We start from the raw sequence: 14,769 nt of genomic DNA, 5'->3' as shown, positions 1-14,769 counted from the left end.
CAACTTAATCAAACGCTGAACAATAAACATAAACATCACAATTACCAATAATTTGCTTTAGTTTACTATCTCACACAGCGTTTATATATAAAAAAGTAGTCTCCTAATTAGCCTCGGCAACTTATTCATTAGAACCTATACTCAAGCATCTCTAAGTTATTTGGATATACTTGAATTAGGATTTCAAAAAGTCCCTGTGACCACACAAGGAGGACTGCATGAAACGACTATGGATATGGTTCTTACCTTTACTCTTGATTGCCAGTCAAGCACTGGCGAATACCGTTTGGATTGTTCCTGTCAAAGGCGCTATAGGGCCTGCTACTAGCGACTATTTATCTCGTGAAATAGAAGAAGCTCAACTAAACGGTGTCAGTTTAGTGATCTTAGAGATGGACACACCAGGCGGCTTAGATAGCGCAATGCGAGATATTATTCACGCGATTACCACCTCCTCGACTCCCATTGCGACTTGGGTCGGCCCATCTGGTTCTAGAGCCGCCAGTGCCGGAACATACATCTTGCTCGCTAGTCACGTAGCCGCCATGGCTGAAGCGACAAACCTCGGAGCTGCAACGCCCGTCGCGTTAGGTGGTGCGCCTCAACCTCCTTCATCGGATGATGGCAAAGATCAAAACGCGGAAGAAACGCCAGAAGGAACCAACGAAAGCTCAGAAAAAGTTCCCGCTAAAACCGCAATGGAGAAAAAGGTAATTAACGACGCCAAAGCCTACATTAAAGGCTTAGCAAAACTTCATGGACGAAATGCAGAATGGGCAGAGAAAGCAGTAAGCGAGGCGGCGAGCTTGGATGCAACAGAAGCATTAGAATTAAACGTGATCGATTACATCGCCAATTCGCCAGAGGACTTAGTCAAAGCCATAGATGGGCAAACTGTTAAAGTAAACAATCGCACTGTGACATTGTCACTTGAAAATCCAACATGGGTTGAAAGAACGCCAGATTGGCGAGCAGAAATGTTAGCCGTTATCACCAATCCAAACGTTGCCTACATTCTAATGCTCATCGGCATCTACGGTTTACTTCTTGAATTTTACAACCCAGGAATTGGCTTACCCGGTGTGCTAGGTGGGATTTGTCTGCTTCTTGCCATGTACGCACTACAAATGATGCCCGTCAACTACGCAGGTCTTGGTCTGCTGTTACTCGGTATTGCACTAATGATAGCGGAAGCATTCAGCCCGAGCTTTGGTATTTTGGGCTTAGGCGGCGTTGTCGCCTTTGTTCTCGGTTCAATATTTCTCATGGACAGTGAGTTACCAGGATTCCAGGTCGCCCTTCCTTTGATTTTTGGTATTGCCATATTTTCCGTAGCTCTAATCGTGCTGACTGTCGGCCTGCTGCTTAAAATTCGTCGCCGGCGTGTAACGACGGGTTTAGAGACATACCCTGGGAAGGTCGCCGTGGTAAGCGATGACTTTATCGATGGCGAAGGACGCGTTCAACTCAACGGTGCGTTATGGCGAGCTAAAGCCAAAGACCATCAACAATTCAAACAAGGTGATCACGTCACCATTGTTAATGTTAAAGGGCTGACCTTAACTGTGATGCCTGATGACCGCCAAAATAAATAGGAGGCGCTTTATGATGCTCTATACCGTTGCGGTGATCGTGGTGCTGCTGTTCGCACTAGCGACCCAAATGTTCAAGGTTTTGAGAGAATACGAACGTGGGGTTGTGTTCTTTCTTGGTCGATTTCTAGAAGTCAAAGGACCTGGTTTGATCATCCTTATCCCATTTATTCAGCAAATGGTGAGGGTTGATTTACGTACTGTCGTTTTGGATGTGCCGACACAAGATTTAATTACCAAAGATAACGTTTCTGTGCGCGTCAACGCGGTCGTTTATTTTCGCGTAGTCGATCCTCAAATGGCGATTAACAATATTGAAAGCTACAGCGATGCTACCAGCCAGCTAGCACAAACCACGCTGCGCTCGGTATTGGGTCAGCATGAACTCGATGAATTGCTATCAGAGCGAGAACGCCTCAATAAGGATTTACAATCCATTCTCGATCAACAGACTGATGACTGGGGAATCAAGATTGCTACGGTTGAAGTCAAACATGTTGATTTAAATGACAGCATGGTCAGAGCCCTAGCCCGTCAGGCAGAAGCAGAACGTAACCGTAGGGCGAAGATCATTCACGCTACTGGTGAGTTAGAGGCTTCAAATAAATTAAAAGAAGCAGCGCAAATGCTCAACGAAGCACCGAATGCACTGCAATTACGTTACATGCAGACACTCACTGAAATCACTACAGACAAAACATCCACTATTATTTTTCCAATGCCGATCAATCTTGTCGAAGCTGTCAGTGATATCGCCGAAGCGGTGAAAAAGAATAAAGAGACACAAGATAAGTAAGGTTCTGACCCTAGGAAGTAACGACCACTCACGTTACTTCCTTATTTGGTACTCGCTTTAAGGAAGTGCCCATCTTCTTTATCACATTCTTGTTTCATTACTTCTAAGCCCGTTTTAAAGCATGTTCGCCAAGCGGTTTCAACATCGGCATCGTACCCGGAATCACACTGTCGAACCGTTTCTAACAAACTCTCAAGCCAAACATCAAAATCCTGCGGCTCTATACCAATATCTGCACTTGCATGCTTTTTCCCATACTTTTCCACCATTTTGTGCGCTTCGGTCGAGGTATCTGCCATCATAAAAAATACGATAGACCCTCTAAGCATTCTCACTTGTTGGTGCATGTCTATACCATCAAACTTCTGTCTAAAGTTGGCGCTTTTCGACCATAAATTTTTGTAGAACAAGTCGAAAAACTCCTGATCTGAAGTACAACGTTCATAGCTATCATTAAAAACTTCAATCACGTTCATGTTGCTTTCCCCTACGCCTTAATATGAGTTTAATTTAATATCAAATAAAAGCTTCCAAATAAGGACTTTTAAGTTTCAAACCGATCAACCCACATCGATTTTCAACAAAAAGTAAAAAGTGATTTAAATAAACACCCTCTTATCAATGAAAAAATATCCATTATCATGACCCCATATTCGAGGTACGCATGGTTGTCGATGCTAGTGCATCCTCATCTGTCATCACATAAAGAGGATATAAACGTGTCCCATCAAATCATTACCGATCTAAATAGCCGTTACACTGCAAAAAAATATGATGAAACCAAGCGCGTTTCTCAAGAAGACATGGCGATAATCAAAGAAGCACTGCGTTTGTCGGCGTCTTCTATCAATTCACAACCATGGAAATTCATCGTTATTGAAAGTGATGAAGCGAAGCAACGTTTCCACAATACGTTTGCAAATATGCATCAGTTTAACCAACCACACGCGAAAGCCGCATCACATACGATTCTGTTTGCTTACGATCCTAAATTTACTAAAGAGAAATTTGCGAAGCGTGTGGATGCAGAAGTAACATCTGGCCACTTGCCAGCGGAGATGTACAACAACTTTATGGGTGCTTACGCTTTTGCCGATGCAAATACGGACGAAAATGGCTTCAACGGAAACTGGACAAAAGCACAAGTCTATTTGGCACTAGGCAACCTACTACACACATTGGCACGACTAGGCATTGATTCAACACCGATGGAAGGTGTCGATCCGGCTCTGATTGGAGAAGAGTTTAAAGAAGAGCTCGAGGGCCATATTTGTGAAGTTGCGCTGGCGATTGGCTACCATAAAGATGGGGAAGATTACAATCATGGTCTTCCAAAAGCACGCCTTGCAATGGATGAGGTAATTACGACTCTATAGTCGACCATTGTCTTAGCTTAGCGACTTAACTCATTGTTTAAACTAAAAAGAGCCGCATTAATGTGCGGCTCTTTTTTACTTGGTTCTGCGTCAACGTTACGCAACTTGCTCTGACTTAAAATTACCAAGCAATGCATCGTAAAGCTCATTGTCGCTTAACACACCAACCAGATTATTATCTTCAACCATAAGCAGAGGCTGATTGCTGCGCTGTTTAAGTTCAATCGCTTCTCGCATACTGATTTCTGGGCTAACCTGAACCAGAGAGTTTTCATTAACTTCATCAAGGTTCGAAGAATCGCTCTTCCATTGAATCAACGATTTACCTTTATCCGCTAAACTTAACCCCTTGCTCTCTTGTATCACCCAAATATCTTTATCAGGGCAAATCAGAACACGCGTATCTTCGCGAACCAAATCGTCACGCATTAAGGAACGTCCCTTCAGCACATTTAATGGATTAGTGTGAGCAACAAAGTCCGCCACATAATCGTTTTCTGGAGCAAGAATGATCTGTTCTGGCTTGCCATGTTGAATCAGCTTTCCTGATTCCATAATGGCGATGTTGTTGCCGATTTTAAGCGCCTCATCCAAGTCGTGACTCACAAAAAGAATGGTTTTGTTTAGCTTTTCTTGCAGCAGAATCAATTCATCTTGAAGCTGAGCACGAATCAATGGGTCAAGCGCTGAAAACGGCTCATCCATTAACAAGATATCTGTGTCCATCGCGAACGCTCGCGCTAGGCCAACACGCTGCTGCATACCACCAGAGAGCTCGTGCGGGAATTTCGTTTCCCACTCAGACAAACCGACCATTTCGAGCTGTTCACGCGCTTTTTTACGGCGCTCAGCTTTACCAATGCCTTGCATCTCTAGACCAAACGCTACATTGTCTAACACCGTTAACCATGGCATCAATGCAAACTTCTGAAACACCATGGACACGCGGTGCGTACGAAGGTGGCGCAGCTTCTGTTCGTCACAGTTAGAGAGCTCAACCATATCGTCGCCATCTTTGATTTTCAGAGAGCCACGAGAAATATCGTTCAATCCGTTAACCGTTCGCAGCAAACTTGATTTACCCGAGCCCGAAAGCCCCATCAAGACACAGATCTCACCCTGTTTCACGTTCAGCGAAACATTATCAACCCCAACCACTTGGCCAGTTTCATCAATGATTTCTTGTCGAGACTTCCCTTGATCTAGTAGTGCTAGCGCCTGTGCTTGTTGCTGACCAAAAACGACATCAAGATTTTTAATAGTAATAGCGTCCATGATTATGCCTCCTTCTGGTTTGGTGCTTTACACAAGCGATCAAGAATGATGGCAACGAGTACAATCGCTAAACCCGCTTCAAAACCTTGTGAAATGTTTACCGTATTCAGTGCACGTACGACTGGCTTACCAAGCCCATCAGCACCAACAAGCGCCGCAATGACAACCATAGACAAAGACAACATAATACATTGCGTAACGCCAGCCATAATACTTGGCAATGCCGCAGGTAACTCCACCTTAAACAGTAGCTTCATGCGGCTGGCACCAAATGCTTTACCCGCTTCAAGTAGCTCCTCCGGCACTTTAATAATGCCGAGGTACGTCAATCGAATTGGCGCAGCGATAGCGAAAATGATGGTCGAGATTAGACCAGGGACAATACCTAAGCCAAACAGAACCAAGGTTGGAATTAGGTAAACGAATGTCGGTACGGTCTGCATCAAATCGAGTATTGGCCGCAACAAGGTGTATAACCAAGGACGGTGCGCCGCCATAATGCCCAACGGCACGCCAATTAATACGGAAATCGTTGTCGCTGCAAACACAAGGACAAAGGTTTCCAGCATTTCTTGCCAGTAACCAAGGTTGAGAATTGCGAGTAAGGCCAACACGATAAATACGACAAGAGGAATGCTGCGATGTAAGAACCAAGCAATTGCCGCCGTCATAATGATTGGCGCTGCAGGTGGCATCCATTTAAAAATGTCCACCACGAAAAGAATGATCGTTTCAAGTGTAATAGAGATTGCATCGAAAAAACCCGATGCATTGATGGTTAACCAATCGACGCCAGTTTCCATCCATTGGCCCAACGGTAGTTTGTTGTCCGTAATAAAATTCAAAATAAAACCTTTGTGTTAATGAAGCGGGCAAAACTCTGCCCACTTTCTTTTAAAAAAACGAGCTCAAATACTGCTTATTAAGCGTTTGTTTTTAAGTAGTTTGTAATAGCTGTTAGCGCATCTTGGCCATCTACCGTTTTCACGCCCTCTAGCCACGCTTCAATTTGCTCTTGGTTTGCATTCAACCATGCTTGCGCTGCTTTTGATGGCTTCTGTTTCTGGTTAAGAATCGCTTCCATCAGTTCATTTTCCATTTCTAGGTTAAACTCTAGATTTTTCACTAGCTGACCTACATTTGGACACTCAGCGAGGTAATTTTTACGTACGTTTGTGTAGACGTTCGCGCCGCCGTAGTTAGGACCGAAGAAGTCATCACCACCCGCTAGATATTCCATTTCAACGTTACTATTCATTGGGTGCGGCGCCCAACCTAGGTACACAATCCATTGATTGCGGCGTGCGGCACGTGATACTTGAGACACCATGCCAGCTTCACTGGACTCAACTAGGCTGAAATCTTTTAGGCCGAATGCGTTACTATCAATCATTGACTGAATTAAGCGGTTGCCATCGTTTCCAGGTTCAATGCCGTAAATGCGGTCTTTAAATTTGTCGGCATGTTTTACTAGGTCAGCGAAGTTGGTTACGCCTGCGTCATAAACGTATTTTGGAACCGCTAGCGTGTACTTTGCGCCAACGAGGTTCGCGCGTACGGTTTCAACAGTACCTGCATCACGGTATTTCGCGATATCACCTTCCATCGTTGGCATCCAGTTACCTAAGAAAATGTCGATATCGCCATTAGCCATAGAGGAGTAAGTTACAGGCACAGACAGAAGATCAGTCTTCGTTTTGTACCCCAACCCTTTAAGTAACTCTGATGTAACGGCAGTGGTCGCTGTGATGTCAGTCCAACCTACATCTGCGAAACGAACCGTTTCACATTGGTTGGCGTAAGCGCCTGTTGCTAAAGTACTTAGTGCAATTGTTGAGAAGATTTTTGTCATCTTAGACATGTTGAATTCCTTGTAATGATTACTGACTTTTTCATTTTATGAGATCGAATCGAGATCTCTTTTTGGCGGATGCATTCGTTGCATCTCTTGCCAGTCCGGTGCAATCCAAACTGGTACGTTGTTCGACGTTTCTAGGGCGTTATCCAAAATCATATCCGCGGCGCGTTCTGCCACCATAATCGTTGGCGCATTTAAATTACCGTTCGGAATGGTTGGGAAAATAGAAGAGTCCACCACACGCAAGCCTTGAATACCGCGTACTTGGCATCGCTCATTTAAGACGGCTAATGGGTCGTTATCTGCGCCCATTTTGCAGGTACAAGATGGATGGTAAGCACTCTCGACGTTTTGCTTCACCCATTCATCAATCTGTTCATCCGTTGTGATGTTCAGACCGGGTTGGATCTCATCCCCACGAAACTCATCCATGGCTGGCTGATTGAGGATCTCGCGAGTAAGGCGAATACAATCACGCCAATCCTGCTTATCTTGTTCAGTGGAAATGTAGTTAAACTCAATCTTCGGCTTATCATTCGGATTCGCAGAGACAACTTCAACCGACCCGCGACTTTCTGGCTTGTTAGGTCCAACGTGCACTTGGAAACCATGACCATCAAAAGCAGCTTGCCCGTCATAGCGCATTGCCGCTGGCAAGAAGTGATATTGAATATTTGGCCACTTTAGTCCTTCACGAGAGCGGATAAACGCACACGATTCAAAGTGGTTAGTAGCACCAAGGCCTTTGCGAGTTAATATCCACTCAGTGCCAATCAAGCCCTTGCTCACCAAACCTAATTTGCTGTTGAGCGTGATAGGTTGCTTACAGTGATATTGGAAGTACACTTCTAAGTGATCTTGCAGGTTTTTACCTACCCCTTCCAACGAGTGTTTCACCTCAATGCCCGCTTTTTCTAATACTGCCTTAGGGCCAATGCCTGAAAGCTGCAACAGCTGAACGGAGCCAACCGAACCCGCACTCGAAATCACTTCATTATTCGCAAAACATTGCTGAATTGAACCTGACTTTTCAAATTCAACGCCTACCGCTTTCTTACCTTCTGCACCAGTTTCTTCTAATAAAACTCGATGAACCGTCACCCTCTTCATTAGGGTGAAGTTTTTGCGTTTTTTAGCGCGGCTTAAGTATGCATTAGAGGTCGAAGCGCGTACGCCTTTGTCGACGGTCATATGCATTGGGCCAAAGCCCTCTTGTTGATAACCGTTGTAATCTTTTGTTTCTGGGTAGCCCGCTTCTTTGCCTGCATCAATAAAAGCTTGGTACAGTGGATTGAGCTTCATATCGTTGCCGTTACATGTGCCGACTGGACCGTGATCGCCCCGATATTCATCAGCACCACCAATCCAAGACTCTGCTTTACGGAAATAAGGCAAACACGACTGATAATTCCAGCCTTTCGCGCCTTCCTCTTCCCACTGGTCAAAGTCACAAGCGTGTCCGCGAACGTAAACCATGCCGTTGATGGATGAGCTACCACCCAGAACTTTTCCGCGAGGGCAATGAAGTTGACGGCCATCCAACCCTTGCTCTTCAACCGTCTCAAACTGCCACGCGTATTTTTCAGTGTTCATCGGGTAAGAAAGCGCCGTTGGCATTTGGATAAAAATACTTTTATCCGACCCACCCGCTTCGAGTAATAGGACCGAATTTTGACCACTTTCACTTAAGCGATCCGCTAACACACAGCCGGCCGAACCCGCACCGACGATGATGTAATCGTAGTGTTGTTGCATTTTTATTCTCCTAGGAGTTAATACTCATCACCGTAGATAAGTGAACGAAATTAGCGTAGGAAAAATGCTTGAGAACAAGGCGGAAATTTTCGATAAGTAGTTAACCTACAATCAAAATTGACAACGCAGTTATCGAGCATTTTTTCAAGCTAAAGTGGTCAGTTATCTACTACGATTGGTATCATTTGTAAGGGCTTTCGAAGTCGCTTAGCTGAACCAGAACACTCTTCGTTTGCGTGTAATGTTTAAGGGTTTCGACTCCGTTTTCACGGCCAACACCTGATTGCTTGTAGCCGCCAACTGGCATTTCTGCAGGTGAGTCACCCCATGTGTTCACCCAACAAATACCCGCTTGAATTTGATGGATCACACGGTGCGCACGAGATAGGTTTTGAGTAAATACACCTGCCGCTAAGCCATAATCGGTGCCATTTGCACGCGTAATCACTTCCGACTCATCGCGGAATTTCAGAACTGACATTACCGGGCCAAAGATTTCTTGTTGAACGTGGCTCATGTCATCATCGCAATCGACAAATACGGTTGGAGCAACAAAGTTACCATTAGCTAGACCATTGTCTGTTACTTTGTAGCCGCCAGTCAGTAACGTCGCGCCACTCGCTTTCGCGGCTTCAATCGCTCCTAGAACTTTCGATTCATGATCTTTAGAGATTAGCGCGCCAATTTGCGTGTTCTCATCAAGCGGATCGCCGACGACTAACAGCTCGGTTCGGGCTTTAAGCTGTGCGATAAAGTCGTCATAAATACCTTCATGGACAAATACACGTGTACCATGCGTACAAACCTCACCTTGGGTGTAGAAGTTCGCCACCATGGCCGCAGAAACGGCATCGTTTAACTTCGCATCATCAAAAATAATCAGCGGAGACTTGCCACCCAGCTCCATCGTTACTTGTTTTAGTGTCTTAGCGCTGTCACTCATGACGACTTTACCGGTGCCTGACTCACCCGTGAATGACACTTTTGCGATATCAGGATGCGCCGTTAGCATCTGTCCTACTCGGTAATCCCCTTGCACGACATTAAATACGCCATCTGGCATGCCCGCTTCTGAATAAATTTCGGCGAGCTTAAGCGCCGTTAATGGTGTTTCTTCTGATGGCTTGAAGATCATTGCGTTGCCCGCAGCGAGTGCTGGCGCCGATTTCCACATCGCAATTTGAATTGGATAATTCCAAGCGCCAATACCCGCGCAAATGCCCAATGGCTCACGACGTGTATAGAAAAACTGATCGTCGCTGAGTGGCTGCTGTTCACCTTGTAGACTTGGAGCAAGGCCAGCGTAGTACTCAAGAACATCGGCACCTGTTGTGACATCAACCGCGATAGCTTCTTGAATGGGCTTACCAGTATCTGCCACTTCCAATGCAGCCAGCTCGTCATTACGCTCACGTAAAATGGCAACGGCTTTGTGTAAAATACGGCTGCGCTCAATCGCAGTCATCGCCGACCATGCAGCAAAACCTTTCTTGGCCGATTCAATCGCTGCTTGAAGATCGTCTTGGTTCGCTTGTTTAATGTTGGCCAATGGCTCACCATTCGCCGGATTGTAAGTGGTGAAGTGTTCATCTGAACACCCGTCGTACATCGCACCATTGATATAGTGTGCTTTCATTTCCATTTTGAAGACCTGTAACTTTTATATTTTTTCAGAATAAAACGTAAGTTGTTTTTCGAGATAATCGTTGATGATGATTCTCGCTCTTTCTGCATCAATGCCTTGCGGGTTGAGCGTTCCGCGCAGCCAAATTCCATCAATAAGTGATGCAATACCATGAGCAACCAATTCAGCCTGCTCTGCATTTAATAATGCTTTGAGTTCTTTTCTTAGATGGGACAATAGACGTCGTTCGTTGACACGCTGCAAACGCTTGAGCTGCTCGTCATGCATTGAGTACGACCAAAACGCCAGCCAAGTCTTAGCAACTTGGTTTTCTGCCTGATAGCCGACAAAGTTACCATCAATGATGGCGTTAATTCTTTGGTGATGAGCATCACTTGGCAGCTCACGTAACTTCTGTGTGATAGTGGACGAAAGCTGACGCAAGATTTCTCGCATCGTTTCCTCCAGCAATCCGTGCTTACCACCGAAATAGTGGTTGATAATCCCCGTTGATACACCGGCTTCTTTGCTGATTAACGAAATACTCGCCGCGTGTAAACCGACTCTATCAATCACTGACATTGTCGCTTTCACAAGCTGCGGTTTTCTGATTTCAGGCATCCCCACCTTTGGCATTTTGCGTCCCTGTTATTTTTAATTGAACGGTTAGTTAAATATAAAATGCCTGAAAATTAATTCGAACTCAAATTATTTTTAAAGAAAAATGTTAGTAAAAAAGGATGAAAAGTTGAGGGTGTACGAAAAATCGCTCGGTAAGAACTTGTTGGGATAACTAGATTTCAGTTTAAGAACAAACAAACAAGAAAAACAAAATCAAACACTTAACTCTTTCTCTATTTTTGAAACGATGATGAACGAGTTGATTTTTGAACAACAAAAATCTGTGCCACAAAAAATTTATATCGACCACTAATCATTTCACCTGTACATGGTTTGTTTGTACAAAGAATAGACACACTAGTTTGTTATAGTTTTGTATACACAAGTGGCATTCGCACTTTGAAGGTGAAGGAGGCAAAAAGAGAGGTTATATTGAACGCCATGAATATGCGATTCGATATCCTTAAGCCATTTTTAAGTAATATCGCCAAGTGACTTTAAGATGTTAGATTCAGCGTTTTATATTCGAAGCAAGGATCTCAAAGTCACTTGGCTATCAAAGTAAATGGGAGGGATAAGTTCAGATTCATCGTGCGATGAGCCTGAACTTTTGATTTCTGTTACGCTAGCGAGCGACCTTTCACGCAGTTGCGTCCGTTCGCTTTCGCTTGATAAAGCAATTTATCGGCCTGATCGCAAAGTGATTTAAAACTCATCTCATTATCTTCAGTGGTAACGACTCCAAAACTACAGGTCACTCTCACTTCTTCTTTCTGTTCCGTAACAAAGCCATGTAGGGATAAAGCGCTACGTAAACGTTCTGCAGTAATAAGGGCGTTTTTATGGTCTGTATTGGGCATAACAACAACAAACTCTTCACCACCAAAGCGAGCAACAATGTCGTTCTCACGTACAGTTTCCTCCAACACTTTGGCAACGCCCGTTAGTACGGTATCTCCAAACACATGCCCATAGGTATCATTTACCTGCTTGAAATAATCCACATCGATTAACGCTAAAGTTACTGGCCCCGATTGTGGTTTATTTGGCACCATTTTCTGTTTATCGAGTTTGCTATCTACCCATTTATTTAAAGCTAGATAACCGTACTTAACTTGCTCGACTTGCTCAAAAACAAAGTGTTGTATCTTTTCTTGCTTAGATTGAGGTACCGGTTTTTCTTTTCGCTCACGCCTCACTTCTACTGGCTTAGTGAACCAGTCCTCTAAAAAACGGCGATTGAACAACCCTGTCAATGTGTCTGTCTTTGCGAGGCGACGCATTCTCAAACGCGAGCGATTGACGACGAGAAATACTACCGCCATCAAAAATAGAACACCGATGAGCGCAAGTAGCGCTTCACCCAATAAGTAAAAAGTACGACGGTTATTTTCTAGCTCCATACGCTGCAACACATTGTTCCAATTGAGATCTTCGTTCTCATATTCAAGTCGTTCCAACTCAAATAACGTCTGCTGGCGCTCAAGATTTTCAACTTCTCTTTGATTGCTAAATTGGATAAATTTATCGTGATAGTTACCGTAAGTTTCGAATGCTAGTTTAAAGTCATTGCTTCCCGCATAGGCCATAGCGGCGACTTTTAGTAGCTCCATTTGCTGTTGCTTGACGTATCGACTCTCTATAATCTCCGGCAGCATTGGCGCGATCATCGCTAAAAGTATTTCAAATTGCTGCTGCTCTAACATATATTCGGCTTGTAACAACTTAAATGTTGCCAAATATGCGCTAGACGTTTCTCTGTACTGTAAATTCTCCGCCAGCTTCAAGTGGTTAACCATCTTCTTTTCTTGATTCGTCTCGCGATATAAAGCTGCAAGTTCAAGGTTAACTCGAAATCTAAAGCGTCCATCACCGATAATTTGAGCCAGCTTTAACGCTCGCTGATATGACGCTATCGCCTCTTCGTATTGGAACTGTGCTTTATGAAGTTTCGCTATCGTCAAAACGCTCAACAACTCATTGAACGACATACGCCTATCCCTAAAGTAGCGATATGCTTGTTCCAAAAGCGCCTCAGATCGGTCGTAGCCCTGAATTTTGACAAGCACGTCACCTAGCTCTAATGCTGCACGTTCGACCAGCCCGTGAACACCTGAAGATTCAGCCGCATCCATGGACGACATAAGTGCAGCATAGGATTTTTTAAACTCACCTTGCTCATCGTAATAGCGTCCTTTTAGCAACAGGATTTCTGATTCAAGTTGCTTATCACCATTCTCACGCGATGTTTCCAACAAGCTATCCAACGCAGAAAGCGCGGTATCGATATCGCTCTTTCCAACCATAGTTCGCATCTGAATCAACTTAAACAGGAGATACTCATGGCTCTGTGGACGCACAAGCTCCAATCCTTTTTGAACGACACTCTGACTCTCTTCTACGCGCCCTAGCAGCTCTAAAACCGTGGCCTTGGCAAGCCAGTAACGCACCAACAGCGCTGTTGGTTGGTTTTGTAGTAAAGACTCTTCTTCTAACGCTTCAATCAAAGCTAAAGAACTCTGAGGTAATGCGTAAATTTGATTTTCGATGCCTTCTAACGACTGTAAAAACTTACCTTCCTGTTCCACCTTTTCTGTGGAGGCCTGAACAGAAAAACACAGACACCCCAATAATAGCGGCATCGTCCTAAGCGAATGAAATAGTGACATTATTGCTCTTCCCTAATGGGTAGTTACTTCAGTGTAATTGAGAATTCTGATTATTTATTATTAAGACAACTGAAGGTTATTCAGTCAGCCTCATATTCCCATGTATTTTGCGCTGAATAATAAATCACCATCTTTAGATGCCGAAATAGTTTTCGGTTACAATATGACCAATAAGAATGTTTTTTACACACCAAGAATAACGATCTCGTTAGTGAGACAAAAGATCGTCTTAGTTGTGAGTTAATACATTTACATGACAAGCAATATAGAACTAACCATTCACATTAGAAATAGAATCAATTTTTATACCGTTCGATGAGATAGCAGTCGACCATGCATCCAATACATTTTTCAGATAGAAGCAATAAAAGACAGAAGAAAGTGGAAGGAAGCGGACAATCAAACTCGCTCCCCTTTTTTATGTTGCAGAGGGGGTTACATTCGCATTCCGCCATCGACTTCGAACACTCGTCCGGTCACGAATTCGTTGGTTAACACGTATTTTATGGTCGATGAAATTTCATCCGCCAAACCTAAACGTCCAACCGGAATCATTCCGATTAAACGTTCCATCGCTTCAGGTTTTATTTGGTCTGTCATGGCAGTTTTGATGACACCCGGAGCAATCGCCACTGAGCGAATTCCGAAACGCCCTAACTCTTTCGCCCACACCGTTGCCATGGTGGCTACCGCCGCTTTAGATGCTGAATAGTTGGTTTGACCAATATTCCCGGCACGCGCAACGCTGGATATGTTGATCAGAACCCCTTTGCTATCGGTGTTCAGCATTACCTTGCTCGCTTCACGGCCACACAGGAAAGTGCCTGTTACATTCACATCTAGAACAGACTGAAATTGTTCCAGCGACATCGTGTTAACCTGACCATCTTTGACTTTAATGAACATACCATCACGCATAATACCTGCGTTATTGATAACACCATTGAGCTGCTTGAAATCTGCCTCAATTTGCTCAAAAGCAGTGCACACCTGCTGTTCGTCAGTCACGTTCGTCACATAAAAACGAGCGGTAACGCCGAGAGATTCACATTCCGCTTTCGTTTCAGCCAGTTGCTCTGAATTGAGGTCGATAAGCGCAAGATGAACGCCATTTTCCGCCAGTGACAGTGCCATTTGTTTACCCAGCCCCTGCCCTGCCCCCGTGATCGCAATGACCTTATTTGCTAACTCCATAAGCGCTCC

At 44.3% G+C, this 14,769-nt stretch carries 12 protein-coding genes; 3 read left to right on the top strand and 9 right to left on the bottom strand.

Translation table 11 applies throughout. From position 1 onward, the window contains the following. Nucleotides 1-218 precede the first annotated feature (218 nt). Together R7070_RS02405 and R7070_RS02400 are read left to right on the top strand one after the other, a co-directional pair. Nucleotides 219-1,595 (top strand): NfeD family protein, encoded by a 1,377-nt coding sequence (locus R7070_RS02405; RefSeq protein ID WP_005373182.1) that lies wholly within the window; start codon nt 219-221, stop codon nt 1,593-1,595. A gap of 10 nt (nt 1,596-1,605) precedes the next feature. Beyond that, nucleotides 1,606-2,388 (top strand): slipin family protein, encoded by a 783-nt coding sequence (locus tag R7070_RS02400; RefSeq protein ID WP_256900085.1) that lies wholly within the window; start codon nt 1,606-1,608, stop codon nt 2,386-2,388. A gap of 41 nt (nt 2,389-2,429) precedes the next feature. On the opposite strand, the gene R7070_RS02395 is transcribed toward R7070_RS02400, so the two are convergent. Next, a complete protein-coding gene (locus R7070_RS02395; protein ID WP_005373198.1) occupies nt 2,430-2,864 on the bottom strand; it encodes a globin in 435 nt (144 codons plus the stop codon). 243 nt (nt 2,865-3,107) lie between these two features. Between R7070_RS02395 and R7070_RS02390 the strand changes: the two genes are divergently transcribed. Next, on the top strand, nt 3,108-3,764 hold the full coding sequence (locus tag R7070_RS02390; RefSeq protein WP_005373200.1) for a nitroreductase family protein: 657 nt from the start codon (nt 3,108-3,110) through the stop codon (nt 3,762-3,764). A 96-nt stretch (nt 3,765-3,860) separates the two neighbouring features. Here the strand turns inward: R7070_RS02390 and choV are convergent, their stop codons facing one another. From choV to R7070_RS02350, 8 genes are all read right to left on the bottom strand, one after another. Then, nucleotides 3,861-5,039, bottom strand: coding sequence for a choline ABC transporter ATP-binding protein (gene choV / locus R7070_RS02385; RefSeq protein WP_005373202.1), 1,179 nt, complete (start codon nt 5,037-5,039; stop codon nt 3,861-3,863). Between the two features lie 2 nt (nt 5,040-5,041). After that, on the bottom strand, nt 5,042-5,884 hold the full coding sequence (gene choW / locus R7070_RS02380; protein ID WP_005392552.1) for a choline ABC transporter permease subunit: 843 nt from the start codon (nt 5,882-5,884) through the stop codon (nt 5,042-5,044). A gap of 77 nt (nt 5,885-5,961) precedes the next feature. Then, nucleotides 5,962-6,900 carry a choline ABC transporter substrate-binding protein gene (locus R7070_RS02375; RefSeq protein WP_005382646.1) on the bottom strand — a complete coding sequence of 313 codons (939 nt, stop codon included), beginning with the start codon at nt 6,898-6,900 and terminating at the stop codon, nt 5,962-5,964. A 36-nt stretch (nt 6,901-6,936) separates the two neighbouring features. Continuing rightward, nucleotides 6,937-8,652: a choline dehydrogenase gene (gene betA, locus R7070_RS02370; protein WP_005373209.1), complete on the bottom strand. Its 1,716-nt coding sequence runs from the start codon at nt 8,650-8,652 to the stop codon at nt 6,937-6,939. 181 nt (nt 8,653-8,833) lie between these two features. Next, nucleotides 8,834-10,294 (bottom strand): betaine-aldehyde dehydrogenase, encoded by a 1,461-nt coding sequence (betB, locus tag R7070_RS02365; RefSeq protein WP_256900086.1) that lies wholly within the window; start codon nt 10,292-10,294, stop codon nt 8,834-8,836. Nucleotides 10,295-10,312: 18 nt separating this feature from the next. Continuing rightward, nucleotides 10,313-10,912: a transcriptional regulator BetI gene (betI, locus tag R7070_RS02360; RefSeq protein ID WP_017820329.1), complete on the bottom strand. Its 600-nt coding sequence runs from the start codon at nt 10,910-10,912 to the stop codon at nt 10,313-10,315. A gap of 605 nt (nt 10,913-11,517) precedes the next feature. Then, entirely contained in the window at nt 11,518-13,539 is a 2,022-nt protein-coding gene (locus tag R7070_RS02355) for a tetratricopeptide repeat-containing diguanylate cyclase (RefSeq protein WP_081008327.1), read from the bottom strand. A 462-nt stretch (nt 13,540-14,001) separates the two neighbouring features. Beyond that, nucleotides 14,002-14,760: an SDR family oxidoreductase gene (locus tag R7070_RS02350; protein WP_033906450.1), complete on the bottom strand. Its 759-nt coding sequence runs from the start codon at nt 14,758-14,760 to the stop codon at nt 14,002-14,004. Between the last annotated feature and the right edge of the window lie 9 nt (nt 14,761-14,769).

This window comes from Vibrio sp. 1557, from assembly GCF_033340175.1.
Lineage (GTDB): Bacteria > Pseudomonadota > Gammaproteobacteria > Enterobacterales > Vibrionaceae > Vibrio > Vibrio alginolyticus.
This window is presented reverse-complemented; position numbering and strand designations above follow the sequence as displayed.

Excerpts from the sequence above, each read along its gene's own strand:
- betA (WP_005373209.1), bottom strand. The coding sequence starts at position 8,652 with ATGCAACAACACTACGATTACATCATCGTCGGTGCGGGTTCGGCCGGC.
- R7070_RS02375 (WP_005382646.1), bottom strand. The coding sequence starts at position 6,900 with ATGTCTAAGATGACAAAAATCTTCTCAACAATTGCACTAAGTACTTTA.
- betI (WP_017820329.1), bottom strand. The coding sequence starts at position 10,912 with ATGCCAAAGGTGGGGATGCCTGAAATCAGAAAACCGCAGCTTGTGAAA.
- R7070_RS02350 (WP_033906450.1), bottom strand. The coding sequence starts at position 14,760 with ATGGAGTTAGCAAATAAGGTCATTGCGATCACGGGGGCAGGGCAGGGG.
- R7070_RS02405 (WP_005373182.1), top strand. The coding sequence starts at position 219 with ATGAAACGACTATGGATATGGTTCTTACCTTTACTCTTGATTGCCAGT.
- betB (WP_256900086.1), bottom strand. The coding sequence starts at position 10,294 with ATGGAAATGAAAGCACACTATATCAATGGTGCGATGTACGACGGGTGT.
- R7070_RS02400 (WP_256900085.1), top strand. The coding sequence starts at position 1,606 with ATGATGCTCTATACCGTTGCGGTGATCGTGGTGCTGCTGTTCGCACTA.
- R7070_RS02395 (WP_005373198.1), bottom strand. The coding sequence starts at position 2,864 with ATGAACGTGATTGAAGTTTTTAATGATAGCTATGAACGTTGTACTTCA.
- R7070_RS02355 (WP_081008327.1), bottom strand. The coding sequence starts at position 13,539 with ATGCCGCTATTATTGGGGTGTCTGTGTTTTTCTGTTCAGGCCTCCACA.
- choV (WP_005373202.1), bottom strand. The coding sequence starts at position 5,039 with ATGGACGCTATTACTATTAAAAATCTTGATGTCGTTTTTGGTCAGCAA.